The sequence below is a fragment of the Streptomyces lienomycini genome (assembly GCF_027947595.1).
GTDB classification, from domain to species: Bacteria; Actinomycetota; Actinomycetes; order Streptomycetales; family Streptomycetaceae; genus Streptomyces; species Streptomyces lienomycini.
In genome coordinates, this window is record NZ_CP116257.1 from 304,961 (window position 1) to 331,371 (window position 26,411).

Sequence of the window (26,411 nt, forward strand, 5' to 3'; positions counted from 1 at the left end):
TGTGGGTTACCCCGGCCCCAGCCCCCGGTGGCCCGTCGGCCTCACCGGCGCCCGGCGGTCCTCACCCGAGCCCCGCCCTCACCGGATCCCAGCCCCCGGTCCTCACCTGGGCCCCGCCCCCGCCTGGACCCCTGGGCCCTCCCCCCGGTCAGGCCCCGTCACCCCTCCCGCCCCACCAGCGTCAGCAGTGTCGCCTCCGGTGGGCAGGCGAAGCGGAACGGGGTGTAGCGGTTCGCGCCGCAGCCCGCGGAGACGTGGAGGTAGGCGGTGCGGCCCTCCGCGGTGTGCGTGGAGAGGCCCTTCACGCGGTCCGTGTCCAGGTCGCAGTTGGTGACCAGGGCGCCGTAGAAGGGGATGCACAGTTGGCCGCCGTGGGTGTGGCCGGCCAGGACCAGGGGGTAGTCGTCGGCCGCGTAGGCGTCCAGGACGCGCAGGTACGGCGCGTGGACGACGCCCATCGAGAAGTCGGCCGTGTCGGACGGGCCGCCGGCCACCTCCGCGTACCGGTCCCGCTTGATGTGCGGGTCGTCCAGTCCCGTCAGCTCGACCGAGACACCCTCGACCTTGAGCGTGCCGCGCGTGTTCGTGAGGTTCTGCCAGCCCGCGGCGTCGAAGCCGTCGCGCAGGTCCTCCCACGGGTTGTGGACGGCACCGACGACGGGCGGGTTGCCGTTGAGACCGTGGCGGCCCTGAACCTTCTCGAGGAGGTACCGGGCGGGGTTGCGGGGCCGGGGGCCGTAGTAGTCGTTGGAGCCGAAGACGTAGGCGCCCGGGAACTCCATCAGCGGGCCCAGCGCGTCCAGGACCTCGGGGACGCCCTCCGGGTCGGACAGGTTGTCGCCGGTGTTGATCACGAAGTCGGGGCGCAGCCCGGCCAGCGAGCGCAGCCAGCGCTGCTTCTTGCGCTGACCGCCGACCATGTGGATGTCGGAGACCTGGAGCACGCGCAGGGGGCGCATCCCGGACGGGAGGACGGGGACCGTCACCCGTCGGAGGCGGAAGGAGCGGGGCTCGATCGCCGCCGCGTAGGCCAGACCGGCGGCGCCAACCGCCGTGATTCCCAGGGGTACTCCGTATCGCGCGCGCATACGTCCATCGTGTCAGAAGGGGCGGAGTACGGCCGACCGCGTCCGGGCCGGGCGGGGGCGCGTAAATCGGCGGGCGCTCGTCCTCGGGCACCTGCGACAATCAGGTCCATGACCACGCTCAAGTCGAAGCTGCACGACGACCTCAACTCCGCGATCAGGGGGCGCGACGAGCTCCGCTCCTCGACGCTCCGGCTGACGCTCGCCGCGATCACCAAGGAGGAGGTCGCGGGGAAGGAGAAGCGGGAGCTCTCCGACGACGAGGTGCAGAAGGTGATCACCCGCGAGGCCAAGAAGCGCCGGGAGGCCGCCGACGCCTTCGCCCAGGGCGGTCGCCCCGAGCAGTCGGAGCGGGAGAAGGCGGAGGGCGAGGTGCTCGCCGCCTACCTGCCGAAGCAGCTGTCCGACGACGAGCTGAACGCGATCGTCGCGCAGGCCGTCGAGGAGGCCAAGGCGTCGGGCGCCGAGGGGCCGCGGGCCATGGGCGCCGTGATGAAGATCGTAAACCCGAAGGTGGCCGGGCAGGCCGAGGGCGGCCGGGTCGCTGCCGCGGTCAAGAAGCTCCTGGCCGGCTGAGCCGCGCGGACGTGAACGGCGTGAGAACGCCGTAGCGGCGCGAAGAGCGCGAAGAAGAAGGGCGAGGGCGCTGTCCGCGGTTCGCGGACAGCGCCCTCGCCCGTGCTCGGTGCCTGTGGCCTATGCCTATAGGACCTGCGGGACCCATGCCCCATGGGGCCCATGGGGCCCATGGGGCCTGCCGGGACTACGGCGTCTCAGCGCCGTCCGCCGGGCCCGTTGTGACCCGCGCCCTGGAACATGTTCCCGGGGAAGCCGCCACCGTCCGAGCCGCCGTCGCCGGTGCCTCCGTCGCCGAGGCCGCCGATGAAGCCGTCGTCGCCGTTGTTGCCGTCGTCGGGCTTGCCCTCGTCGCGGCCCTTGTCCTTGTCCTTGTCCTTGTCCTTGTTTTTGTCCTTGTCCTTGTCGGGGTCCGGGATGTCGACAAGGACGAACGGGGGAGAGTCCTTGCCCGACAGGGCGCCGGTCATGGCGTCCTTCCAGATGGGGCCCGGGACCGCGCCACCGAAGACGAGGGCGTGGGGGACACCGCCGATCGTGATGTTCTTCATCTCGACCTCCTGGCTGGCGCTGCCGACCCAGACGGCGCCCGACATGTTCGGCGTGTAGCCGACGAACCAGGCGTTCTTGCGCTCGTCGGTCGTACCCGTCTTGCCCGCGTTGTCACGGTCGGTCAGGCCGGCCTCCGAACCCGTACCGGAGTCGACCACGCCGCGCAGCAGGGTGTTCACGGTGTCCGCGGTCTTCTCGGTCATGGCCCGCGAGCACGTCGACTTCGGCACCTCGAGCGACTTCTGCTTGTTGCCGACCTTCTGGGTGATCGACTCGATCGCGACCGGCGTGCAGTACATGCCGCGCGAGGCGAAGGTCGCGTACGCGCTCGCCATGGTCAGCGGGGACATACCCACCGAGCCGAGCGCGAGGGCGGAGGGGTTCTGCGGCAGCTTGTCGCCGTTGCCCTGGTGGACGTGGAGCTTGTCCGCCATGGTCGAGACCGGGCACAGACCGATGTCGGCGAGCATCTGCACGAAGTAGGTGTTGACCGACTTGGCCATCGCCTCCTTCAGCCGGTACGGGCCGACCTCCGACTCGTTCTCGTTCTCCAGGCGGTAGCCGGAGTCGTTGATCCAGGGCTTGTCACAGGTCTGGATCGGGCTCGGGTAGTCCATGTCGTACGGCGACGAGTACTCCTTCGTCGCGGGTACGTTCTCCTCCAGGGCCGCGGCCGCGAGGAAGGGCTTGAAGGTCGAACCCGTCGGGAAGCCGAAGTTGGAGCCGCCGGCGGAGTGGTCGACGGAGTAGTTGATCTCTGTCTCGTTCTTCCCGTAGCCGTACGGCTTCGACTGGCCCATGGCGACGATCTTGCCGGTGCCCGGTTCGACCATCGTGATCGCCGCGGCCACCGAGTCCGTCTTGTAGATGTGGTCCTTCAGGGAGTCGTTCACCGACTCCTGGGCCTGCGGGGTGAGCGTCGTACGGACGGTCAGGCCGCCCTGGTTCCAGATCTTGGCCCGGTCCTTGCGGGTCTTGCCGAAGACCGGGTCGCTCAGGAACACCTCGCGTACGTAGTCGCAGAAGAAGCTCGCGCTGTTCACGGCCGTGATGCAGCCGTTCTTGGGCTTGCTGACCTTCAGCCCGAGCGGAGCCTTCTTCGCCTTCTCGGCCTCGGCCGGGGAGATGTCGCCGACCTGGGCCATGCGGGTCAGGACGACGTTGCGGCGCTTGGTGGCCTCCGCCTCGTCGTTGACCGGGTCGTACCGGCTGGGCGACTGGACGATACCGGCCAGAAGGGCGGCCTCCTGGACTTCGAGGTCCTTGGCGTGCTTGGAGAAGTACCGCTGGGAGGCGGCCTCGACACCGTACGCCTGCTGGCCGAAGAAGGTGATGTTCAGGTAGTTCTCGAGGATCTTCTTCTTGCCCAGCTCCTCCTCGACCTGGATCGCGAGCTTCAGCTCCTGGATCTTGCGGCCGATGGTCTGCTGGGTGGCCTGGGCCACCTTCGTCGGGTCGTCGCCCGCCTCCTCCACGAAGACGTTCTTGACGTACTGCTGGGTGAGGGTGGACGCGCCCTCGGAGACCCCGCCGCTGCGCGCGTTCTTGTTGAGCGCGCGCAGGACACCCTTGAGGTCGACCGCGCCGTGCTCGTAGAAACGAGAGTCCTCGATCGCGACGATCGCCTTCTGCATGTACGGCGAGATGTCCTTGAGGTCGACCACCGTGCGGTCGCGCGAGTACACCGTGGCGATGGTGCCGCCCTCGGCGTCGAGGATGGCGGTGCGCTGACTCAGCGGGGGAGTCTTCAGGTTGGCCGGGAGAGCGTCGAAGCTCTCCACCGACCCCTTGGCGGCCAGCCCCAGCGCGCCTACGGCGGGCAACGCGATGCCGGCCAGCACTGCTCCCGCGAGCACACTGACACCGAGGAACTTGGCGGCCTGCTGCGTTGGGGACAGACCACCGCCCGAGCGCTTCTTTGGCATGGAGGCAGCCTACGTTCTCATTCGCCGGACACACGTATATGCCTTGGCCTAAGCTGCACTCAACTGTCACAGCAGTGAGGCCACGTATCAATACGTCCGGCGACCCCGAATCGTTCCGGATCCGCTCGATCTTCTTCTGAGGGGCCCCGCTGGGGGCGCGTTGGTGTGTACCGGCGCGCGTCACGGCGTGGGGGGTGCGTGTCCGAATCCGCCTTGTGTGTCAATCGGTGTCCGTTGTGGCGCAACAGAGATGACCCGAATGTCGGGATCGTCGCGCATGTCGCCAGCTCACTCCCCCGGGTGATCTGCCGCTTACCCATAGTCCGTTCGGGCCATTCAAGATTGGGCCCGAAGGGGGTGTTGCGCTGTGCCCACCTTCCGTAACGTCCTCAACTGGCGGCGGTGAATATGCCGCTGCCGCCGTGGGGGAGCCTCGATTCGGGAGAGGACGGCGCCGGTATGGGCTGGGTAACCGACTGGAGTGCGCAGGCCGCCTGCCGCACTACCGATCCGGATGAACTGTTCGTCCAGGGAGCAGCGCAGAACAGGGCCAAGGCGGTGTGCACCGGCTGTCCGGTGCGGACCGAGTGTCTGGCCGACGCGCTCGACAACCGCGTCGAGTTCGGCGTGTGGGGAGGCATGACGGAGCGGGAGCGCCGCGCACTGCTGCGCAGGCGGCCCACCGTGACCTCCTGGCGCCGGCTGCTGGAGACAGCGCGGACGGAATACGAACGAGGGGTCGGCATCATGCCCCTCGACGACGACGAGATGTACGAGAACTACGCGGCCGTGGTCTGAGTCCTGGCGCCGGGCTCCTGGCACCGGGCACCGGAAACACGCCGGGCCGCGGGTCGTGGGGTCGGTCAGGGCCTGGGCAGGACAGGGCAGAGCAGGATCAGGCGCCCGGCTCGGGCAGTTCGGGTCGGCCGGTCGCCAGGCGTGCCCCGATGTCCCGCAGTCCCGCTAGGTCGTGCACGTCGCCGGGCAGCGCGGCCACCTCGGTGACCGCCACCTCGGGATGACGCGCGGTGAAGCGGTCGCGCGTGCGCTGCTCGCGGGCGAGCAGGTGCATGCGCTCCGCGTGCAGCCTCAGCAGACCGGCGGCGAGCCCGTCGACGGACCGCTCGGACGCGTCGGCCGGTGCGTCGCCCGCGGTGTCGCTGCCGTCGGCGGCGGTGTCCTCGGTGGTGGTGTCGGCGGCGTCGCCCGCCGTGTCGGGGGCCTCGGGGGAGGCGTCGGGGTCCGGGCCGCCGGAAGCGGAGCCCGTGGGTTCTGAACTGCCGTACGTGTCGGGAGAGTTGCCGGGATCGTTACGAACTCCAGCTTTCCCGCCGTCCTGATCCACAATGCGGGCGTCCTCAAGATTTTCCGCGGCGGCGAGCGCACGCTCGGCCGACAGCCGGTCGGCGCCGCTGCCGTGCACCCGGTTGAGCACCAGACCGGCGAGCGGCATGTCCTCGGCCGCCAGCCGCTGCACGAAGTAGGCGGCCTCGCGCAGTGCGTCCCGCTCCGGGGCCGCGACCACCAGGAACGCCGTCCCGGGCGCCTGGAGCAGCTTGTACGTCGCGTCCGCGCGCGTACGGAAGCCGCCGAACATCGAGTCCATCGCGGCCACGAAGGTCTGCACGTCCTTGAGGAACTGCCCGCCCAGAACCTTGCCCAGGACGCCGGTCATCATCGACATGCCGACGTTCAGGAACTTCATGCCGGCCCGGCCGCCGACCTTCGCCGGGGCCAGCAGGACGCGGATCAGCTTGCCGTCCAGGAAGGAACCGAGGCGCTTGGGGGCGTCCAGGAAGTCCAGCGCCGAGCGGGAGGGCGGCGTGTCGACGACGATGAGGTCCCACTCGTCCTTCGCCCTCAGCTGCCCCAGCTTCTCCATCGCCATGTACTCCTGCGTGCCCGCGAAGCCCGCCGAGAGCGACTGGTAGAACGGGTTGCCCAGGATCGCCGCCGCCCGTTCGGGGTCCGCGTGGGACTCGACGATCTCGTCGAAGGTCCGCTTCATGTCCAGCATCATGGCGTGCAGCTCACCGCCCGCGGCGTCGTCGACGCCCTTCACGCGGCGCGGGGTGTTGTCGAGCGAGTCGATGCCCATGGACTGCGCGAGGCGCCGGGCCGGGTCGATGGTGAGGACGACGACCTTGCGGCCGCGTTCGGCCGCGCGCAGGCCCAGGGCCGCCGCCGTGGTCGTCTTGCCGACCCCGCCCGAACCGCAGCAGACCACGATGCGGTTCCCCGGGTCCTCCAGCAGACCGTCGACGTCGAGCACGCGCGCGGGGGTCAGGCGCCGCGCGCCCTCCTGCCGGCGGGCCGGGTCGTCCGGACTCATGCGATCCCCTGCTTCCGCAGCTCGGTGGCCAGTTCGTACAGGCCCGCCAGGTCCATGCCCTCCGCGAGCAGCGGCAGTTCGTGCGTCGGCAGGTCCAGGCCGGCCAGGACCGTGCGCTGCTCCTGCTCCAGCGCGAACCGCTCGGCGTACTCCCCGGCCTGCGCGAGGAGCGGGTCCACCAGCCGCTCGGCGTGCCCGCCCCGCCGCGCCCCGCCGAGCCCGGCCCCGGACAGGGAACGGGCGAGTGCCGCGTGCGGAGTGCTCCGTACGAGTTCCAGGCCGGTCTCGTCCAGCACCTGGGGCCGGACCATGTTGACGACGACCCTGCCCACCGGGAGCCGCGCCGCCCGCAGCTCGGCGATGCCGTCCGCGGTCTCCTGGACCGGCATCTCCTCCAGCAGCGTCACCATGTGCACGGCGGTCTCCCGCGACTTCAGCACCCGCATCACGGCCTGCGCCTGATTGTGTATGGGGCCGACCTTCGCGAGTCCCGCCACCTCGTCGTTGACGTTGAGGAAGCGCGTGATGCGGCCGGTCGGCGGGGCGTCCATGACGACGTAGTCGTACACGAACCGCCCCCGCTTGTCCTTGCGCCGGACCGCCTCGCACGCCTTGCCGGTCAGCAGGACGTCCCTGACCCCCGGCGCGATGGTCGTCGCGAAGTCGATCGCGCCGAGTTTCTTCAGGGCCCGGCCGGCGCTGCCCAGCTTGTAGAACATCTGGAGGTAGTCCAGGAGGGCCAGTTCGGCGTCGATGGCGAGGGCGTACACCTCCCCGCCACCGGGAGCGACGGCGATCTTCCGCTCCTCATAAGGCAGCGCCTCCGTTTCGAAGAGCTGCGCGATGCCCTGGCGACCCTCGACCTCCACGAGAAGCGCGCGCTTCCCCTCGGTGGCCAGGGCCAGCGCGAGGGCCGCGGCCACCGTGGTCTTGCCGGTACCGCCCTTGCCGCTGACGACCTGGAGCCTGCTCACGTATTCGAGCGTAACCAGTCCGCGCGCGGAGTACGCCCGGAGGCTGTGGACAACCTCGCCGCGAGCGCCCCGCGAAGGACCCCGGACGGCGGCCGCCGACGGGCCCCGGACAGCGGTCGCGGAGGCGCCCCGGCCAACGGCTAGAGTCGGCCGCATGACCAAGTGGGAATACGCAACCGTGCCGCTGCTCGTCCATGCCACGAAGCAGATTCTGGACACCTGGGGCGAGGACGGCTGGGAGCTCGTCCAGGTCGTGCCCGGGCCGAACAACCCCGAGCAGCTCGTGGCCTACCTGAAGCGGGAGAAGCAGGCGTGAGCGCCGTGGAGGCGAAGCTCGCCGAACTCGGTCTGACCCTGCCCGAGGTCGTCCCGCCGCTGGCCGCCTACCAGCCGGCCGTGCAGTCCGGCCCGTACGTCTACACCTCGGGCCAGCTGCCGATGCTGGGGGGCAAGCTCCCCGTCACCGGCAAGGTCGGCGCCGAGGTCACGGCCGACGAGGCCAAGGAGCTGGCCCGCACCTGCGCGCTGAACGCCCTGGCCGCCGTGAAGTCCGTCGCCGGTGACCTCGACCGCATCGCGCGTGTCGTCAAGGTCGTCGGCTTCGTCGCCTCCGCGACCGACTTCACCGGCCAGCCCGGCGTGATCAACGGCGCCAGCGAACTGCTCGGCGAGGTCCTGGGCGACAAGGGCGTCCACGCCCGCAGCGCGGTCGGCGTGGCGGTACTCCCGCTGGACGCGCCCGTGGAGGTCGAGGTCCAGGTGGAGCTCGTCCAGCCGTAGCGGGACAGGGCGCGTCGCGTTGCCGGGCCGGCAACAAACCTCGCCCCGGACGCTCCGTCCGCGCAGGATCGGTTCCGGTGCCCCGTACGGCGCGGGAGCCGCCCCCGGTCACGGGTCGGCGGTCCCGGCCCGCTCCGGGGCCCGTACCGACCGTATGCCAGGAGGAGCCATGCACCAGCCGCCCGTGACCCACCCGCAGGCCGACCGGACCGACGGCGAGGCCGTCCACGCGACCGCCGGCGGAGCCGTCCACCGTCTGGTGCCGTCACCCGCGGGCCGGATCCACCTGGTGGAGCAGGGCAGCGGGCCGCTGGTCCTGCTCGTGCACGGCTTCCCCGAGTCCTGGTACTCCTGGCGCCACCAGCTGCCCGCGCTGGCCGCCGCCGGGTTCCGCGCCGCCGCCGTCGACGTACGCGGCTACGGGCGCTCCTCGCGACCGGACGCCGTCGACGCCTACCGGATGCTCGACCTGGTGGCGGACAGCGTCGCCGCGGTCGAGGCCCTGGGGGAGAGCTCCGCCGTGATCGTCGGCCACGACTGGGGCTCGAACATCGCCGCGCACTCCGCGCTGCTGCGGCCGGACGTCTTCCGCGCGGTCGGCCTGCTGAGCGTGCCGTACACCCCGCCGGGCGGCCCGAGGCCCACCGAGGCCTTCGCCCGCATGAGCGACCCGGCCGGGCCCTTCGCGGGGCAGGAGTTCTACGTCTCCTACTTCCAGGAGGCCGGCCGCGCCGAGGCCGAGATCGAGCCCGACGTACGCGGCTGGCTCGCCGGTCTCTACGCCGCCCTGTCCGCCGACACGATGCCCGGCCCCGAGGCACCTGACCCGCACTTCGTCGCCTCCGGCGGCAGGATGCGCGACCGCTTCCCGGCCGCCGGGCGGCTGCCCTCCTGGCTGACCGAGCGGGACCTGGACGTCTACGCCGGGGAGTTCGAGCGCACCGGTCTGACCGGCGCCCTCAACCGCTACCGCAACATGGACCGCGACTGGGCCGACCTGGCCGCGCACGCGGGTGCCCCGATCACCCAGCCGTCCCTGTTCCTCGGCGGCGGCATGGACGCCTCCACGACCTGGCTGTCCGACGCGATCGAGGCGTACCCGGTCACCCTGCCCGGCCTGAGCGCCTCGCACCTCCTCGACGGCTGCGGCCACTGGCTCCAGCAGGAGCGCCCCGAGGAGACGAACCGGCTGCTCACCGAGTGGCTGACCGGCCTGCCCTCCTGACACCGGCCGGGTCCCGGGAGCCACTCGAACATCCGCCCGTCACCGGATAGCCTCCGGCCATGGCGAATGGTCAGGCGAATGGTCAGTGGTACCCACCGGAGTGGCCGGACCGCATCCGCGCGCTGGCGGCCGGCACCCTCACTCCGGTCACCCCGAGGCGCGCGGCCACCGTCATGCTCCTCAGGGACACCGACGCGGGCCCCGCCGTCCACATGCTGCGCCGCCGCGCCTCCATGGCGTTCGCGGGCGGCGCGTACGCCTACCCGGGCGGCGGGGTCGACCCGCGCGACGACGACCGCGCCGTCGGCTGGGCGGGCCCCACGCGCGCGTGGTGGGCGCAACGGCTCGGCGTCGACGAGGCGGGCGCCCAGGCGATCGTCTGCGCGGCCGTACGAGAGACGTACGAGGAGGCCGGCGTCCTGCTCGCGGGGCCCACCGGCGACTCGGTGGTCGGCGACACGACCGGCGCCGCCTGGGAGGCCGACCGGGCCGCCCTGGTCGAGCGGGAGCTGTCCTTCGCGGAGTTCCTGGACCGCAGGGGCCTCGTGCTGCGCTCTGACCTGCTGGGCGCCTGGGCGCGCTGGATCACCCCGGAGTTCGAGTCCCGGCGCTACGACACGTGGTTCTTCGTGGCGGCGCTCCCCGAGGGGCAGCGCACCCGCAACGCCTCCACGGAGGCCGACCGCACGGTGTGGATCACTCCGGCGGACGCGACCGCCGGGTACGACAAGGGCGAACTGCTGATGATGCCGCCCACCGTCGCCACCCTGCGCGGCCTCGCTGAGTGCGCCACGGCGGCCGAGGCGCTGGCGACCGCCCCCGGCCGCGATATGGCGCCCGTGCTGGCCCGCGCACGGCTGACCGGCGACGAGGTCGTGCTGTCCTGGCCGGGGCACGACGAGTTCACGAAACACCTCCCGAGTACGGCCGCCGAAGCGGGCGCGGCCACGCCACCGGCCCCGGCGACGCCTTCCGACCCGACCGGGGGAGCCCCCGCATGACGAACGCGGCAGCACTGCCCGGACAGCCGCGGGGCGGTGTCCTGTCGGGACCGGCCACCGCGCGCGCGGTGAACGTCCTGGCGCCCAACGCCTCGGCGATGACCCTGGACGGCACCAACACCTGGATCCTCGCCGAACCCGACTCCGACCTGGCCGTCGTGGTCGACCCGGGCCCCCTGGACGACGCCCATCTGCGGCGCGTCGTCGACACGGCCGAGCGGGTCGGCAAGCGGGTCGCCCTGACGCTCCTGACGCACGGTCACCCGGACCACGCCGAGGGCGCCGCGCGGTTCGCCGAGCTGACGCGCACGAACGTGCGGGCACTGGACCCGGCGCTGCGGCTGGGCGAGGAGGGGCTGGCCGCCGGGGACGTGATCGCGGTCGGCGGACTGGAGCTGCGGGTCGTACCGACCCCGGGGCACACGGCGGACTCGCTGTGCTTCCATCTCCCGGCCGATCGGGCGGTCCTGACGGGCGACACCGTCCTGGGCCGCGGGACGACGGTCGTGGCCCATCCCGACGGCCGTCTCGGCGACTACCTGGACTCCCTGCGCAGGCTCAGGTCGCTCACGGCGGACGACGGGGTGCACACGGTGCTCCCCGGGCACGGGCCCGTCCTGGAGGACGCGCAGGGCGTCGTGGAGTACTACCTGGCCCACCGCGCCCACCGCCTCGCCCAGGTCGAGACGGCGGTGGAGGACGGTCACCGGACGCCGGGCGAGGTCGTCGCCCACGTGTACGCGGACGTCGACCGCTCACTGTGGCCGGCGGCGGAGCTGTCGGTGCGGGCGCAGCTGGAGTACCTGGGCGAGCACGGGCTGATCCAGCTGCCCGACTGACGATCCGGCGAGGGTGTGTCAGCGGGAGCGCTTGGCCAGCCGCTCGACGTCCAGCAGGATCACCGCGCGCGCCTCCAGGCGCAGCCAGCCGCGCTGGGCGAAGTCCGCCAGGGCCTTGTTGACCGTCTCGCGGGACGCGCCGACCAGCTGGGCCAGCTCCTCCTGCGTCAGGTCGTGCACGACGTGGATGCCCTCCTCGGACTGCACGCCGAAGCGGCGGGAGAGGTCCAGCAGGGCGCGCGCGACACGGCCGGGGACGTCGGAGAAGACCAGGTCCGACATGGCGTCGTTGGTCTTGCGCAGGCGCCGGGCGACGGCACGCAGCAGCGCGGTGGCCACCTCGGGGCGGACGTTCAGCCAGGGCTGGAGGTCGCCGTGGCCGAGGGCGAGCAGCTTGACCTCGGTCAGCGCGGTGCCGGTCGCCGTGCGCGGGCCCGGGTCGAAGAGCGACAGCTCACCGATCAGCTCGCTGGGGCCGACGACGGCCAGCATGTTCTCGCGCCCGTCGGGGGACGTGCGGTGGAGCTTGACCTTGCCTTCCGTGACCACGTAGAGGCGGTCTCCGGGGTCCCCCTCGTGGAACAGGGTGTCGCCGCGGGCGAGGGTCACCTCACTCATGGAGGCGCGGAGCTCCGCGGATTGCTCGTCGTCGAGCGCCGCGAAGAGCGGGTTGCGCCGCAGAACGTCGTCCACGAGTTCTCTCCTTGTCGACCGGCTCAGAGGATCTTGTTCCCCCGGTGTACCAGGGGTCCGTGGTGCCCATTTTGCCGGACAGTCCAAACAGTGTGATCTGTCACAAGGATGCCGCACTGGTGTCCCGGGGTACGCGGCAGGGGTCCAATTGGGCGCCGATCTTCGGGGTCCGGGGCGGATGTCGGTGCCGGGCCGTAGGCTGGCCGGGTGTCCAAATCGCCGGTGGGAGCGCAGGCCTGGGGGGCCGCGCGGGTGAGTGCGCGGGGCGATTCCGCTGTGGGCGAACAGGGTCCCGATGGCGGTAGGAAAACGGCGAAAGCGACGAAGAGGGCAGCGCCTGCCAAGAGGGTGACTGCGGAGAAGGGTGCCGTGAAGAAGACCGCCAGCAGCAAGGACGCGGCGAGCGAGAAGATCTCCGCGAAGAAGGCGTCCGGGACGGCCTCGGCGAAGAAGGCCTCGGCGAAGAAGGCCACCGCGAAGAAGGCCACCGCGAAGAAGGCGGCCGCGAAGAAGGCCGTCCCCGTCAAGCGGCAGGCCCCCGCGAAGAAGCCCGCCGTCGCGCCCAAGAAGGCCACCGCCGCCGTCAAGGGCGTCGCCCCGGCGAAGACCGTCGCCCCGAAGCAGCCGCGCGACGAGTCGCGCACCGCGCTGGTCCGCCGAGCCCGCCGCATCGACCGCGAACTCGCCGAGGTCTACCCGTACGCCCACCCGGAGCTGGACTTCGAGAACCCGTTCCAGCTGGTCGTGGCCACGGTGCTGTCCGCCCAGACGACCGACCTGCGGGTGAACCAGACGACGCCCGCCCTCTTCGCCAAGTACCCCACCCCCGAGGACCTGGCCGCCGCCAACCCGGAGGAGGTCGAGGAGATCCTGCGCCCGACCGGCTTCTTCCGGGCCAAGACCAAGTCGGTCATAGGGCTGTCCAAGGCGCTGGCGGAGGACTTCGGCGGTGAGGTCCCCGGTCGCCTGGAGGACCTCGTCAAGCTGCCCGGCGTGGGCCGCAAGACCGCCTTCGTCGTGCTCGGCAACGCGTTCGGCCGCCCCGGGATCACCGTGGACACGCACTTCCAGCGGCTGGTGCGCCGTTGGCGGTGGACCGAGGAGACCGACCCGGACAAGATCGAGGCCGCCGTCGGCACGCTCTTCCCGAAGAGCGACTGGACCGACCTCTCCCACCACGTCATCTGGCACGGCCGCCGCATCTGCCACGCCCGCAAGCCCGCGTGCGGCGCCTGCCCCATCGCCCCGCTCTGCCCGGCGTACGGCGAGGGGGAGACGGACCCGGAGAAGGCGAAGAAGCTGCTGAAGTACGAGAAGGGCGGCCTGCCGGGCCAGCGCCTGAAGCCCCCGCGGGCCTACCTGGACGCGGGCGGGAAACCGGCACCGCCCCTGGCGGCCGGGTGACGGAACGATCTCGGGGGCGTCGGGCGTTGGAATCGGCAGGACGGGGGTGGAGATGACACGGGCGAGCGACACGCAGGGCCACACCAGGGACCACACTCGGGGCGCGACTCTCAGCAAGGAGGGGCTGCCCGGCTGGCTGGACCCGGTGGTGCGGGCCGTCGAGACGGTCCGGCCCACCCAGCTGAGCCGCTTCCTGCCGCCGGCGGACGGCGCCGGCCGCCAGTCCGCCGTCCTGATCCTCTTCGGCGACGGTACGCGCGAAGAGGCCGACGACCGCGAAGAGGGCCAGGACCACCGAGGCAGCCAGGACGGCCAGGGCAGCCAAGACGGCGAAGACGCCGGGAAGGCAGGCCGCGGCCCCGAGCTGCTGCTCATGGAGCGGGCCGGTTCCCTGCGTTCCCACCCGGGGCAGCCCGCCTTCCCGGGCGGTGCCCTCGACCCCGAGGACGGGGATCCGCGAGGTGACGGGCCGCTGCGGGCCGCCCTGCGCGAGGCCGAGGAGGAGACCGGGCTCGACCCGGCCGGCGTGCAGCTCTTCGGGGTCCTGCCCAAGCTCTACATCCCGGTGAGCGGCTTCGTCGTCACCCCGGTGCTCGCCTGGTGGCGCGAGCCCACCCCGGTCGGCGTCGTCGATCCGGCCGAGACCGCACGCGTCTTCAAGGTCCCCGTGGCGGATCTCACCAACCCCGCCAACCGGGTGACCACCGTCCATCCCAGCGGTCACCGGGGCCCGGCATTCCTGGTCGAATCGGCGCTCGTGTGGGGCTTCACCGCCGGCATCATCGACCGGCTGCTGCACTTCGCGGGCTGGGAGCGGCCGTGGGACCAGGAGAAGCAGGTCCCGCTGGACTGGCGCGCATGACAGGGTGGCCTGCGTACCGCAGACGACAAGACGAGGCCTGAATCAGTGAACGTGCTGGACATCCTGTTGCTGCTGGCCGCCGTCTGGTTCGCGATCGTCGGTTTCCGCCAGGGCTTCGTCGTCGGCATCCTGTCGGTGATCGGCTTCCTCGGCGGCGGTCTCGTCGCCGTCTACCTGCTCCCGGTGATCTGGGACGCGCTGACGGACAACGCCGACGTGAGCACGACCGCCGCCGTCGTCGCGGTCGTCATCGTCATCGTGTGCGCCTCCGTCGGCCAGGCCCTGACGACCCATCTGGGCAACAAGCTGCGCCGCTACATCACGTGGTCCCCGGCCCGCGCCCTGGACGCCACCGGCGGCGCCCTGGTCAACGTCGTCGCCATGCTCCTGGTCGCCTGGCTCCTCGGCTCCGCCCTCGCGCGGACCACGATGCCGACGGTCGGCAAGGAGGTGCGGCAGTCCACGGTGCTGGCGGGGGTCCAGGAGGTGCTGCCCGCCGGGGCCGACAACTGGTTCGACAGCTTCACCTCGGTCCTCGACGCGAACGGCTTCCCGCAGGTCTTCAGCCCGTTCTCCGACGAGTCGATCCCCAACACCCTGCCGCCCGACCCGGCGCTGGCGAACAGCCCGGTCGCCGCCGGCGCCAAGCGGTCCATCGTCAAGGTCATGGGCACGGCCCCCGACTGCGGCAAGGTCCTGGAGGGCACCGGGTTCGTCTTCGCCGACCGCCGCGTCATGACCAACGCCCACGTCGTGGGGGGCGTCGACGAGCCCACCGTGCAGATAGGCGGCGAGGGCCGGAAGTACGACGCGACGGTCGTCCTCTACGACTGGCGGCGCGACATCGCCGTACTGGACGTACCGGAACTGGACGCGCCCGCACTGCGGTTCACGGACGAGGACGCCGAGGGCGACGAGGGCGCGATCGTCGCCGGATTCCCGGAGAACGGGGCGTACGACGTCCGCGCCGCGCGGGTGCGCGGGCGCATCACCGCCAACGGCCCGGACATCTACCACCGCGACACCGTCCGCCGAGACGTCTACTCGCTGTACGCGACCGTCCGTCAGGGCAACTCCGGCGGACCGCTGCTGACGCCCGAGGGCAAGGTGTACGGCGTGGTCTTCGCCAAGTCCCTGGACGACCCCGACACCGGTTACGCGCTCACCGCGGACGAGATCCGCGAGGACATCGACAAGGGCCGCACCGCCGGCCAGCAGGTGGACAGCGACAGCTGCGCACTCTAGGCGTACGGGGGACCACCCAGGACGCCTCGGGACGCCTCGAACGTCTCGGAACCGTCAGGTGCGTGGATGGCGCAGGCGTACGGAGACCCAGCGGGCCCGGCGGCGCAGGATGCGCGGAATGCCCACCCGTAGGTCCGCACCCGCCAGTTGCGGGGTGCCTCCTCGTCGGTGGGTGCTGCTCGCGCCGCTCGTGGAGCGGCCGTCGCGTGCTACGTCACTGTAGTCGTGCGTCCAGCCCATAACCGGACGTGTGCCCCCGCCCCAAGGTCGATAACCGTTCCCGGAGCCCCCAATTGGAGTATGCGCCGGGCAAGTGGCCGTTCATAGGACGAGCATTCCGGTTCGGATACCGGGTGCGTCCGTTCGGTGACCGATCGCGCATCGATTGCCCCCACATACTCACCGCATGCTCACCGGTCGGGTTCGGGATCCTTCAGCCAGTTGATCAGTTCGGTCGAGAAGGCGACCGGATCCTCCTCGTGCGGGAAGTGCCCGAGCCCGTCGAACAGCCGCCAGCGGTACGGCGCTTCGACGTACTGCCCCGACCCGGCCGCGCTCCGCGTCCGCATCACGGGGTCCAGCGAACCGTGCAGGTGCAGCGTCGGCACCCGCACCGGCCGCTTCATCCGGCGGTAGAACTGGACGCCGTCCGGACGGGCCAGGGAACGCACCAGCCAGCGGTACGGCTCGACCGAGCAGTGCGCCGTGGAGGGGATGCACATGGCGCGGCGGTACGCCGACACCGCGTCGTCGTCCAGCGGCCGCGGCCCGGACCAGTCGTGGAGCAGCCGGCCGACCAGCGCGCCGTCGTCCGCGGTCAGTTGACGCTCCGGCACCCAGGGGCGCTGGAAACCCCAGACGTAGGAGCCCGCCCGGCTCTGGCGGACGTCCCCGAGCATGGCCGAACGCCAGCGCCGGGGGTGCGGCATCGAGGACACCGCGAGCCGCCGTACGAGCTTGGGCCGCATCGCGGCGGCCGTCCAGGCCAGGTAGCCGCCGAGGTCGTGGCCGACCAGCGCGGCGTCCGGCTCGCCGAGGGAGCGGATCACGCCGGTGATGTCGAGGGCGAGGCCCGCGGGGTCGTAGCCGCGGGGGGTGCGGTCGCTGCCGCCGACACCGCGCAGGTCCATCGCGACCGCGCGGAAACCGGCGTCGGCGAGCGCCGTCAGCTGGTGCCGCCAGGTCCACCAGAACTGCGGGAAGCCGTGCAGGAGCAGCACCAGCGGCCCGTCGCCCAGCTCGGCGATGTGGAAGCGGGCGCCGTTGGCCGCGACGTCCCGGTGGGTCACCTCGGGCCCGCCCGGGATGCCGAGACGCACGACCGAGGTGGCGTTCGGGTGCTGCGGCGAGGGGGATTGCCCCGAAGGGGTGGTGGAACCCGTCATGAGGACGAGCGTGCCACAGCCTCGATCGCCTCGGGGGACCGGTCCGCGGGCAGTTCCGGACGCGGGTGCGGCTTCGCGTTCTGGAGCACGCCCGCCGACTGCTTCACCGAGGCGGCGACCTTCTGCGGGCCGCGGCCCTTCTTGGCCTTCTTCGCGAAGACGACGCCGATCAGCGCGAGGAGACCCGCGACGAGGACGTTCGCCGCGAAGGAGAGCAGGAAGCAGACCGCGAGGTTCCAGCCGCTCCAGGTCCGGATGCCGTAGGCCAGCGCGAAGCTCAGCATCGGCAGCGAGAACAGGAGCAGCAGTCCCGCCGCGGAGAACGCGCCGCCGCTCGTCGCCCCGCGCTTGACGTCCTGCCTCAGCTGCGCCTTTGCCAGCGCGATCTCGTCGTGCACGAGCGCCGACATTTCGGTGGTCGCCGAGGCGAACAGCTGGCCGATGCTGCGTTCGGTGCCGACCGGGCTGCCGTCGGGTGCGCTCATCGCGGTCTCCCTCTTCTGCTGGCTCATCTGCTTACGGTTCCGTGGCGTCGTGACGTCCTCGGTTCGGCCGTGTCCTGCTCCGACCCGTGTCCGGTGCGACTGCGTACGGTCCCGTCTTTTGTACCGTCTCGTCAGATCATGCCGGACCGTCGCCCTCATCGCCTGCCCCGCCCGCCACTTCGGCAAGCCGTGCCGACTCCATCTCCTCGGCGATCCGGCGGTGCTCGGCGGCCTTCTTCTCGTAGACGGCGGCCACGCGCAGGTGGTACGCCGGATCGTCCTCCTCGTAGACGTCCGGTACGCCGCTGAGGTCGTCGTCGCGTTCCTCCTCCGCGACCATCCCCCGGTACTTGGCGTTCCGGATCTTCAGCAGCACCGTCGCCAGGGCCGCGGCGATGAGCGAGCCGCACAGGACCGCCGCCTTGACCTCGTCCGTCAGCGCCGCGTCGTTCTCGAAGGCCAGCTCGCCGATGAGGAGCGAGACGGTGAAACCGATACCGGCCAGGGTCGCCACCGCGAACACGTCGGCCCACTGCAGGTCGTCGCTGAGTGACGCTCTGGTGAAACGCGAGGTCAGCCAGGTGCCGCCGAAGATGCCCAGCGTCTTGCCGAGGACGAGCCCGAGCACGACACCGAGGGTCTCCGGTTTGGTGAAGACGTCGGCCAGTGCCCCGCCGGAGATGGCCACGCCCGCGCTGAACAGGGCGAACAGCGGAACGGCCAGGCCCGCCGACAGCGGCCGCACCAGGTGCTCGATGTGCTCGCCCGGGGAGTGGTCCTCGCCCTCGCGGGTGTGGCAGCGCAGCATCAGGCCCATGGCGACGCCGGCGATGGTGGCGTGGACGCCGCTGTTGTACATCAGGCCCCAGATCACCAGGCCGAGCGGGACGTACACGTACCAGCCGCGCACGCCCTTGCGAAGCAGCAGCCAGAAGACGACGAGGCCGACGACCGCGCCGCCGAGCGCGGCGAAGTTGAGGCCGTCGGTGAAGAAGACCGCGATGATCAGGATGGCGAACAGGTCGTCGACGACGGCGAGCGTCAGCAGGAAGGCGCGCAGGGCGCTCGGCAGCGACGTGCCGATGACGGCGAGGACGGCGAGCGCGAAGGCGATGTCGGTGGCGGTCGGCACGGCCCAGCCGGCCAGGGAACCGCCCCCGGCGGTGTTGGTGACCGTGTAGACGACCGCCGGTACGGCCATGCCGCACAGGGCCGCCACCACCGGAAGCGCGGCGGCCTTCGGATCCTTGAGGTCACCGGCGACCAGTTCGCGTTTCAGCTCGATGCCGGCGACGAAGAAGAACACCGCGAGGAGCCCGTCCGCGGCCCAGTGCGCGACCGACAGGTTCAGACCGAGGGCCGCGGGACCGAAATGGAAGTGGCTGACGCTCTCGTAGCTGCCGTGCAGGGCCGGTATGTTCGCCCAGACCAGGGCGGCGATCGCGGCGACGAGCAGCAGGACGCCGCCGACGGTTTCGGTCCGCAGCGCGTCCGCGATGTAGGTGCGCTCCGGGAGGGACAGCCGTCCGAAGGCTTTGCGGGGGGTGCGGGGCGCGGTCACGAGGAGAACCTCCGGTCGGTGGGCAGCACGGAACACATGCCGACCAGACTTCCCGGCGCACCATGAGGATCTTGATGACTCTCTTACGTCCTCCCAGCTTACCCAGACCTCGGCGGGACAGCCGAGTGATCTTCGTGACGGTACGCGAACGGGGCACCCGGTGGGTTCGCCCCGGGTGCCCCGTCGTCGTGCGTCTCAGCCTCAGTCCTCGCTGGGAGCCGCCGGGAGCTTGGTCTGGATGAGGTCCATGACCGTGGAGTCCGCCAGCGTCGTGACGTCGCCGACCTGCCGGTTCTCCGCGACGTCGCGCAGCAGGCGCCGCATGATCTTGCCGGAGCGGGTCTTCGGCAGCTCCGAGACCGGCAGGATCCGCTTGGGTTTGGCGATCGGGCCGAGCGTGGCGCCGACGTGGTTGCGCAGCTCGGCGACCAGGTCGTCGCTCTCCGCCGCCGCGCCCCGCAGGATCACGAACGCGACGATGGCCTGCCCGGTGGTCTCGTCCGCCGCGCCGACCACGGCGGCCTCGGCGACCGACGGGTGGGAGACGAGGGCCGACTCGACCTCGGTGGTGGAGATGTTGTGGCCGGAGACGAGCATCACGTCGTCGACGCGGCCCAGGAGCCAGATGTCGCCGTCGTCGTCCTTCTTGGCGCCGTCGCCCGCGAAGTACTTGCCCTCGAAGCGCGACCAGTAGGTGTCGATGAACCGCTGGTCGTCGCCCCAGATGGTGCGCAGCATCGACGGCCACGGCTCGGTGAGCACCAGGTAGCCGCCCCCGCCGTTCGGCACCTCATTGGCCTCGTCGTCGACGACGGTGGCCGAGATGCCGGGCAGGGGGCGCTGGGCGGAGCCCGGCTTGGCGTGGGTGACGCCCGGCAGCGGTGTGATCATCATCGCGCCGGTCTCCGTCTGCCACCAGGTGTCGACGACCGGGGTGGCGTCGGCGCCGATGTTCTTGCGGTACCAGATCCACGCCTCGGGGTTGATCGGCTCGCCGACCGAGCCGAGGACGCGCAGGGACGACAGGTCGAACTTGGCGGGGATGTCGTCTCCCCACTTCATGAACGTCCGGATCGCGGTGGGCGCCGTGTAGAGGATGGAGACCTTGTACTTCTGCACGATCTCCCAGAAGCGGCCCTGGTGCGGGGTGTCCGGGGTGCCCTCGTACATGACCTGGGTCGCGCCGTTGGCGAGCGGGCCGTAGACGATGTACGAGTGTCCGGTGACCCAGCCGACGTCGGCGGTGCACCAGAAGACGTCGGTCTCCGGCTTGAGGTCGAAGACGGCCCAGTGCGTGTAGGCCGTCTGCGTGAGGTAGCCGCCGGAGGTGTGCAGGATGCCCTTGGGCTTGCCCGTTGTACCGGACGTGTACAGGATGAACAGCGGGTGCTCGGCGTCGAACGCCTCGGGCGTGTGCTCGGCGGACTGCCGGTCGACGGTGTCGTGCCACCACTTGTCGCGGGAGTCGTCCCAGGCGACCTCCTGGCCGGTGCGGCGGACGACGAGCACGTGCTCGACGATCCCGGCGCGCTCGACCGCCTCGTCGACGGCCGGCTTGAGCGCGGACGGTTTGCCGCGCCGGTACCCGCCGTCTGCCGTGATGACGACGCGGGCGTCGGCGTCCTGGATGCGGGTGGCCAGCGCGTCCGAGGAGAAGCCGCCGAAGACGACCGAGTGCGCGGCCCCGATGCGGGCGCAGGCCAGCATCGCGATCGCCGTCTCGGGAATCATCGGCATGTAGATCGCGACCCGGTCGCCCTTCTGCACGCCCAGCTCCAGCAGGGCGTTGGCGGCCTTGGAGACCTCGTCCTTGAGCTGCGCGTAGGTGAGTGCGCGGCTGTCGCCGGTCTCGCCCTCGAAGTGGATGGCGACGCGGTCGCCGTTGCCGGCCTCCACGTGGCGGTCCACGCAGTTGTAGGCGACGTTCAGCGTGCCGTCCTTGAACCACTTCGCGAACGGCGGGTTCGACCAGTCGAGCGTCTCGGTCGGTTCCTTCGCCCAGGTCAGTCGGCGGGCCTGCTCGGCCCAGAAGCCGAGCCTGTCAGCCTTGGCCTGTTCGTACGCCTCTGCCGTGACGTTGGCGTTCGCGGCCAGGTCGGCGGGGGGCGCGAACCTGCGTTCTTCCTTGAGCAGGTTGGCCAAGGATTCGTTGCTCACGACATCTCCCTTTCTCAGGGTTGTCCGTTGTGTCCCAGGCCACAGCTCATCAGACCCGGGGGGCCGATGACAAGGGTCGACGGGCAAATGGTTTAGACCTGTCGTGCGGTGCCCGTGGTCGTGTCCCTCGTGTGTCCTTCGCGGTCCGTGGTCATCCGTACCCACGGACCGCGAAGGCGCGGGGTTCAGCGTCTGTAACGCCGCTCACACTGCCCACGTCCTCGGCTCCCCGGCCCGCTCACGCGGTCAGGCGGTCAGGTCGGTCTCCAGCACACGCTCGAACACGCCTCCTTCGGCGTCCTCGGACAGCAGGTACGACTGGGCCTCGCCCACGTGGAAGTACATGCCGTGCAGCTCCAGGTTCCCGGCGTCCAGCGCCCGGGAGACATAGTCGTGCGCGCGCAGGTGCGCCAGCTGCTGGACGACGTTGGCCAGGCACAACTGCTCCGCCGCGTCGGCCGGCGCGCGTCCGGCCAGCCGGGGCCGCCGGGCGCGGTCGTCCGCGCTCTCGTTCGCGGGAGCGGACTCCAGGCTCGGCAGCCCGTGCCGCAGCCACCGCTGGAGCGGCGTGCGCCCACTCCCCGGCTCGGTGCTGAGCAGTGCCTGCATGGCCCCGCACCCGGAGTGCCCGCACACCGTGATGGACCGCACCTCGAGCACGTCCACCGCGTACTCGATCGCGGCGGCCACGGAGTCGTCGCCGCTCTCCTCGCCGGGCAGTGGGACGAAGTTGCCGACATTGCGCACCACGAAGAGGTCCCCGGGGCCGCTGGAGGTGATCATCGAGGTGACGACCCGGGAGTCCGCGCAGGTCAGGAACAGGTGCGAGGGCTGCTGTCCCTCCCGGGCCAGCCGGGCCAGCTCGTGACGCACCAGAGGTGCGGTATTGCGCTGGAAGGCGCTGATGCCACGGGCGAGTTCGTGGGCGGTGTGTCTGGGGCCGGCGGGCCGGCCGGGCCGCCCGGAGTGGTCGGGCGCGGCGAGCGCGTCGGGTGTGTCGCGTGTGTCGCGTGTGTCGGGAAAGCCTGGCGCGCTGGGGTCGGCGGCTGAGCCGGTGGTCGTGCCGGGAGCTCCGCCGGTGGTGGTCCGTCGTGCCGTTCCGGAGGGCGGTGCGGTCGGGGGGCGTTCGCACTGGTGGTTGCGCCAGGGTGTCCAGGGGCGGCAGCGGCAGCCGTCCATCTCGGCCGGCTCGGAGATGCGGGTGCCGGGCCGACGGCCGGTGACGTCCACGGAGCCGCCCTGCGCGGTGTGCGTCTTCTGCCAGTCCTGCAGCGTCTCGTAGGCGGCGTGGTCCATGAACGACCCGTCCAGCTCCACGACGGCGTCGGCACCGTGGGGCACTTGGTGCAGGACCCGGCTGAGTCTCGGCACGGCGAGGAACGTCAACTGCCCGCGTACGTGTACGTGGTGGACTCCCTCCATGTCGTCGTGGGTGATCCGGGTGCGGGTCAGGCGGTGCAGGGCGACACCGACGGCGACGGCGATGCCCAGCGCGACGCCCTCCAGGACGCCGAGGAACACGACGCCGCAGGTGGTGACCGCGTAGACCAGCACCTCACGGTGGCGGGTCACCGTGCGGATGTGGTTCAGCGACACCATCTTGAAGCCGACGGTCATGACCAGGGCGGCGAGCGAGGCGAGCGGGATGAGCTCCAGGGCCGGGACCATCAGCAGTGCGGCGATCACTACGAGAACGCCGTGCACCATCGTGGAGTTCCGGCTGACGGCGCCCGCCGCCACGTTCGCGGAACTGCGCACGGCCACCCCGGCGATGGGCAGCCCGCCGAGCGACCCGGAGACGATGTTGGCGGCGCCCTGTCCGAGCAGTTCGCGGTCCAGGTCGGAGCGCTTGACGCGACCGGTCAGGGCGGGCCTGGCGGCGACCAGTTTGTCCACGGCGACCGCGCCGAGCAGCGACTGCACGCTGCACACCAGCGTGGTGGTGAGGACGGCGGCGACGAGACCGAGTACCGGTCCGTCGGGCAGTGTGGCCAGGGCGTGGCTGCTCCAGGACGGCAGATCGACCTTGGGCAGGCGGAGCCCCGTGAGGGCGGCGACCGCGGTGGCGCCGGCCACGGCGATCAGGGCGGCGGGCAGCTTGCCCAGCAGACGTCCGGCCCGGCCGGGAACGCGCGGCCAGAGCAGCAGCAGCGTCAGGGTCAGCACGCTCACGGCGACGTCGGCGGGGTGCAGGTTCGCCAGTTGTGCGGGCAGCGCGACCAGGTTGTCGGGCACGGAGCTCTGCGGGGTGCCCCCGAGGACGATGTGCAGTTGCGCGACGGCGATGGTGACGCCGATGCCGGCCAGCATGCCGTGCACGATGGCGGGGCTCACGGCGAGGGCGGAGCGCGCCACGCGCAGACAGCCGAGGCCCAGTTGGGCGAGCCCGGCGAGAACGGTGATGGCGCAGGTCGTACGCCATCCGTAGCGCTGGATGAGGTCGGCGGTGACGACGGTGAGCCCGGCGGCGGGGCCGCTGACCTGAAGGGGACAGCCGCCGATCCGACCGGCGACGATCCCGCCCACCGCGGCGGCGACGAGGCCCGCCTGGAGGGGGGCGCCGGTGGCGAGGGCGATGCCCAGGGAGAGGGGCAGCGCGATCAGGAAGACGGCGATCGCGGCCGACAGGTCGGCGCCCGCGACGCGGAAGCGCCGGGGGCCGCCGGGCGGCGGGCTGTGGGGTGGGTGGACGTGCTTGGTCCGGGCCGAATCGGCGCGGGCGGGGACGCAGGCTGACATGTTCCCGACTCCAGAGGGTCACGCTTCGATTACATCGAGTAAATAGAGCGTAATTCAAAGTAAAGAAGCGGCATAGGTTTTTAGCGCGAATGGAGTAATGCTCCGCGTAATCGAGTGACATTCGATATTTCATCGGCTTGTCGTACTAATTCCTTCTCATTTCCGTGTCACCTTGACGGCGCTGACGGCACGGCCCGGCTCAGCACCCGACATCGCCTCGTCGGCGTCGACCCGAGAGAAGGAAGAAGGTGGGCGGACATGGCCGCCACCCGCAGAATGGCCACCCACAGGATGGCCGCGCGCGCCGTGGTCGCCGCGGTCTGCGCCGCGTCGCTCGCCGGTTGCGCGATCGACAGCGGCACCGGCTCCGGCGAAGGGACGCACGGTCCGCAGAAGGAGAAGGGGAAAGCGGCACCCGCGCCCAAGAACGCGGTCCGGCTGATCGGTGACGGTTCCACCGCGTACACCGGCGCCCAACCGCACCTGCCCCGGCCCGAACGCCTCAAGCCCGGTCAGAAGCCCCCGCAGTTCGTGGTGTTCTCGTGGGACGGCGCGGGCGAGGACAGCCAGAAACTGTTTTCCCACTTCCGCGAAGTGGCCAAGGAGAACAACGCCACGATGACGTACTTCCTGAGCGGCGTGTACATGCTGCCGACCGAGAAGCGGGACCTGTACAGCCCTCCGCAGCACTCCCCGGGCCGCTCCGACATCGGCTTCAACGACGAGCAGGGCATCACGGACACCGTCAAACAACTGCGGCTGGCATGGCAGGAGGGCAACGAGATCGGCACCCACTTCAACGGGCACTTCTGCGGCGCCGGGGGCGGGGTCGGCGAGTGGTCCGTCGCGGAGTGGAAGGAGGAGATCAGCCAGGCCAAACAGTTCGTGAAGACCTGGAAGACCAACACCGGCATGAAGAACGCGGCGCCTCTTCCCTTCGACTACGAAAAGGAGCTGATCGGCGCCCGCACCCCGTGTCTGGAGGGCCAGAAGAACTTCATGAAGGCGGCGAGCCAGATGGGCTTCCGCTACGACAGCAGCGGGGTGAACAACCAGGTCTGGCCGTCGAAGAAGGAGGGCCTGTGGGACCTGTCGATGCAGCTCGTGCCCTTCCCGGGCCACTCCTACGAGCAGCTCACCATGGACTACAACTACATGGTGAACCAGTCGGGCACGGCCACCCAGGGCGACCCCGCCAAGCGGGAGTTCTGGGGCGACCAGATGCGTGACAGCCTGCTCCAGGGCTTCGACCGGGCCTACGACGGGAACCGCGCGCCGCTGATCATCGGCAACCACTTCGAGTCCTGGAACGGCGGCACCTACATGCGCGCCGTCGAGGAGGTCGTCGAGACGGTGTGCACCAAGGAGGAGGTGCGCTGCGTCTCCTTCCGGCAACTCGCGGACTGGCTGGACGCCCAGGACCCGAAGGTCCTGAAGAAGCTGCGCACCCTCGGCGTGGGGGAGGCCCCCAAGAAGGGCTGGGCGTCCTTCCTGTCGGCCGCGCCCGCGCCGGCGCCGAAGGGCGTGCCCGGGGCACCGGCCGCCAAGCAGTAGCGGCCGCCCGCCCGAAGGACGTCAGGCCGGGGCGGCGACCTCCTCACCGAGCACGAAACCGGGGTCGACCTGGGCCGCCAGATCGACCCCGGTGCGTTCGTTGCCCCAACTGCGGGCGTTCTTCAGGTGGAAGTGGACCATCTGTCGCGTGTAGCGCGCCCAGTCGCGCAGTTCGTACGTCGCGAGGGCCGCGGTGTGCAACTCGCGCAGCGCTCGGCGGTTCGCGTCCTCCAGGACCTCGAACCGGGGCGGGTGGCCCTTCTCCATGGCGCGCACCCAGTCCGAGTGCCCGACGGTGACCAGCAGGTCGTCCCCGACCTGCTCGTGCAGGAAATCGAGGTCGTCCTGCCCCTGCACCTTGTTGCCGACGACTTTCAGGGTGACGCCGAAGTCACGGGCGTACTCCTTGTACTGGCGGTAGACGGAGACTCCCTTCCGGGTCGGTTCGGCGACGAGGAACGTGATGTCGAAGCGGGTGAACATGCCGGAGGCGAACGAGTCCGAGCCCGCCGTCATGTCCACCACGACGTACTCGTCACGTCCGTCGACGAGGTGGTTCAGGCACAGCTCCACCGCACCCGTCTTGGAGTGGTAGCAGGCGACTCCCAGATCGGCGTCGGTGAAGGGCCCGGTGACCATCAAACGGACGGCTCCGTCGTCGAGTTCCACCGGGCGGGCGCAGGCGTCGTAGACCGGGTTGTCCTCGCACACCCGCAGCAGGCGGGAGCCCTTGCCGGGCGGGGTCGTCTTGATCATTTGCTCGGCGGACGGGATGCGCGGGTTGGTGCCGCGCAGATGGTCCTTGATCAGCGCGAGGTGCTCGCCCAGCGCGGGCAGCCCGGCCGCTTCGGTCTCGTCGAGCCCCAGCGCGGGCCCCAGGTGCTGGTTGATGTCGGCGTCGATCGCGACGACGGGCACGCCGGAGGCGGCGAGATGGCGGACGAAGAGGGAGGACAGGGTGGTCTTGCCGCTGCCGCCCTTCCCGACGAAAGCAATTTTCATGTTCACCAAGAGTAGTGTGTTGATAGCTGTAAGTG

At 71.0% G+C, this 26,411-nt stretch carries 23 protein-coding genes; 11 read left to right on the forward strand and 12 right to left on the reverse strand.

Going from position 1 to position 26,411, the window contains the following annotated elements; all coding sequences use genetic code 11:
• Positions 1-158: 158 nt before the first annotated feature.
• Positions 159-1,088, reverse strand: coding sequence for a metallophosphoesterase (locus BJ961_RS01505; RefSeq protein ID WP_271319511.1), 930 nt, complete (start codon positions 1,086-1,088; stop codon positions 159-161).
• A gap of 108 nt (positions 1,089-1,196) precedes the next feature.
• Between BJ961_RS01505 and BJ961_RS01510 the strand changes: the two genes are divergently transcribed.
• Positions 1,197-1,661 carry a GatB/YqeY domain-containing protein gene (locus BJ961_RS01510; protein ID WP_271319512.1) on the forward strand — a complete coding sequence of 155 codons (465 nt, stop codon included), beginning with the start codon at positions 1,197-1,199 and terminating at the stop codon, positions 1,659-1,661.
• A gap of 197 nt (positions 1,662-1,858) precedes the next feature.
• Here BJ961_RS01510 and BJ961_RS01515 read toward each other — a convergent pair whose 3' ends face one another.
• Positions 1,859-4,138, reverse strand: a complete 2,280-nt coding sequence (locus BJ961_RS01515) for a transglycosylase domain-containing protein (RefSeq protein ID WP_271319513.1) — start codon at positions 4,136-4,138, stop codon at positions 1,859-1,861.
• A gap of 459 nt (positions 4,139-4,597) precedes the next feature.
• Here BJ961_RS01515 and wblA point away from each other — a divergent pair, with 459 nt between their 5' ends.
• Positions 4,598-4,936, forward strand: coding sequence for a transcriptional regulator WblA (wblA, locus tag BJ961_RS01520; protein WP_271319514.1), 339 nt, complete (start codon positions 4,598-4,600; stop codon positions 4,934-4,936).
• A 97-nt stretch (positions 4,937-5,033) separates the two neighbouring features.
• On the opposite strand, the gene BJ961_RS01525 is transcribed toward wblA, so the two are convergent.
• Together BJ961_RS01525 and BJ961_RS01530 are read right to left on the reverse strand one after the other, a co-directional pair.
• Positions 5,034-6,470: an ArsA family ATPase gene (locus tag BJ961_RS01525; RefSeq protein WP_271319515.1), complete on the reverse strand. Its 1,437-nt coding sequence runs from the start codon at positions 6,468-6,470 to the stop codon at positions 5,034-5,036.
• The gene (locus BJ961_RS01530) at positions 6,467-7,444 is read right to left on the reverse strand and encodes an ArsA-related P-loop ATPase (RefSeq protein WP_271319516.1); all 978 of its coding nucleotides are present in this window, start codon (positions 7,442-7,444) and stop codon (positions 6,467-6,469) included. Before BJ961_RS01530 ends, BJ961_RS01525 begins: the two co-directional genes overlap by 4 nt.
• A 154-nt stretch (positions 7,445-7,598) precedes the next feature.
• On the opposite strand from BJ961_RS01530, the gene BJ961_RS01535 reads away from it, so the two are divergent.
• The 5 genes from BJ961_RS01535 (at position 7,599) to BJ961_RS01555 (ending at position 11,289) form a co-directional block, all read left to right on the forward strand.
• Entirely contained in the window at positions 7,599-7,760 is a 162-nt protein-coding gene (locus BJ961_RS01535) for a DUF4177 domain-containing protein (RefSeq protein ID WP_003975360.1), read from the forward strand.
• Positions 7,757-8,224 (forward strand): RidA family protein, encoded by a 468-nt coding sequence (locus BJ961_RS01540; protein WP_271319517.1) that lies wholly within the window; start codon positions 7,757-7,759, stop codon positions 8,222-8,224. The genes BJ961_RS01535 and BJ961_RS01540 overlap by 4 nt, the downstream gene beginning before the upstream one ends.
• 169 nt (positions 8,225-8,393) lie before the next feature.
• Entirely contained in the window at positions 8,394-9,449 is a 1,056-nt protein-coding gene (locus BJ961_RS01545) for an alpha/beta hydrolase (protein WP_271319518.1), read from the forward strand.
• Between the two features lie 59 nt (positions 9,450-9,508).
• Positions 9,509-10,450 (forward strand): NUDIX hydrolase, encoded by a 942-nt coding sequence (locus BJ961_RS01550; protein WP_271319519.1) that lies wholly within the window; start codon positions 9,509-9,511, stop codon positions 10,448-10,450.
• Complete coding sequence (locus BJ961_RS01555) at positions 10,447-11,289, forward strand: MBL fold metallo-hydrolase (RefSeq protein WP_271319520.1); 843 nt, start codon at positions 10,447-10,449, stop codon at positions 11,287-11,289. Before BJ961_RS01550 ends, BJ961_RS01555 begins: the two co-directional genes overlap by 4 nt.
• Positions 11,290-11,307: 18 nt before the next feature.
• Here the strand turns inward: BJ961_RS01555 and BJ961_RS01560 are convergent, their stop codons facing one another.
• The gene (locus tag BJ961_RS01560) at positions 11,308-11,982 is read right to left on the reverse strand and encodes a Crp/Fnr family transcriptional regulator (RefSeq protein WP_003975365.1); all 675 of its coding nucleotides are present in this window, start codon (positions 11,980-11,982) and stop codon (positions 11,308-11,310) included.
• A 369-nt stretch (positions 11,983-12,351) separates the two neighbouring features.
• Between BJ961_RS01560 and nth the strand changes: the two genes are divergently transcribed.
• The 3 genes from nth to BJ961_RS01575 are packed head-to-tail and all read left to right on the forward strand — an operon-like array spanning position 12,352 to position 15,493.
• Positions 12,352-13,386 carry an endonuclease III gene (gene nth / locus BJ961_RS01565; protein WP_271319521.1) on the forward strand — a complete coding sequence of 345 codons (1,035 nt, stop codon included), beginning with the start codon at positions 12,352-12,354 and terminating at the stop codon, positions 13,384-13,386.
• Between the two features lie 52 nt (positions 13,387-13,438).
• Positions 13,439-14,248 carry an NUDIX hydrolase gene (locus BJ961_RS01570; protein ID WP_271319522.1) on the forward strand — a complete coding sequence of 270 codons (810 nt, stop codon included), beginning with the start codon at positions 13,439-13,441 and terminating at the stop codon, positions 14,246-14,248.
• 45 nt (positions 14,249-14,293) lie between these two features.
• A complete protein-coding gene (locus tag BJ961_RS01575) occupies positions 14,294-15,493 on the forward strand; it encodes a MarP family serine protease (RefSeq protein ID WP_271319523.1) in 1,200 nt (399 codons plus the stop codon).
• 54 nt (positions 15,494-15,547) lie between these two features.
• Here the strand turns inward: BJ961_RS01575 and BJ961_RS01580 are convergent, their stop codons facing one another.
• From BJ961_RS01580 to BJ961_RS01605, 6 genes are all read right to left on the reverse strand, one after another.
• Entirely contained in the window at positions 15,548-15,733 is a 186-nt protein-coding gene (locus tag BJ961_RS01580; RefSeq protein WP_078861527.1) for a hypothetical protein, read from the reverse strand.
• A 170-nt stretch (positions 15,734-15,903) separates the two neighbouring features.
• Positions 15,904-16,878: an alpha/beta fold hydrolase gene (locus BJ961_RS01585; RefSeq protein WP_271319524.1), complete on the reverse strand. Its 975-nt coding sequence runs from the start codon at positions 16,876-16,878 to the stop codon at positions 15,904-15,906.
• Positions 16,875-17,363, reverse strand: coding sequence for a phage holin family protein (locus BJ961_RS01590; RefSeq protein ID WP_271416935.1), 489 nt, complete (start codon positions 17,361-17,363; stop codon positions 16,875-16,877). The genes BJ961_RS01585 and BJ961_RS01590 overlap by 4 nt, the downstream gene beginning before the upstream one ends.
• 136 nt (positions 17,364-17,499) lie before the next feature.
• A complete protein-coding gene (gene nhaA, locus BJ961_RS01595) occupies positions 17,500-18,924 on the reverse strand; it encodes a Na+/H+ antiporter NhaA (RefSeq protein ID WP_271319525.1) in 1,425 nt (474 codons plus the stop codon).
• A 201-nt stretch (positions 18,925-19,125) separates the two neighbouring features.
• A complete protein-coding gene (gene acs, locus BJ961_RS01600; RefSeq protein ID WP_271319526.1) occupies positions 19,126-21,081 on the reverse strand; it encodes an acetate--CoA ligase in 1,956 nt (651 codons plus the stop codon).
• 246 nt (positions 21,082-21,327) lie between these two features.
• On the reverse strand, positions 21,328-23,820 hold the full coding sequence (locus BJ961_RS01605; RefSeq protein WP_271319527.1) for a bifunctional SulP family inorganic anion transporter/carbonic anhydrase: 2,493 nt from the start codon (positions 23,818-23,820) through the stop codon (positions 21,328-21,330).
• Between the two features lie 258 nt (positions 23,821-24,078).
• On the opposite strand from BJ961_RS01605, the gene BJ961_RS01610 reads away from it, so the two are divergent.
• Complete coding sequence (locus BJ961_RS01610) at positions 24,079-25,374, forward strand: polysaccharide deacetylase family protein (protein WP_271319528.1); 1,296 nt, start codon at positions 24,079-24,081, stop codon at positions 25,372-25,374.
• 21 nt (positions 25,375-25,395) lie between these two features.
• On the opposite strand, the gene BJ961_RS01615 is transcribed toward BJ961_RS01610, so the two are convergent.
• Positions 25,396-26,376 carry an ATP-binding protein gene (locus BJ961_RS01615; protein ID WP_271319529.1) on the reverse strand — a complete coding sequence of 327 codons (981 nt, stop codon included), beginning with the start codon at positions 26,374-26,376 and terminating at the stop codon, positions 25,396-25,398.
• Positions 26,377-26,411: the final 35 nt, after the last annotated feature.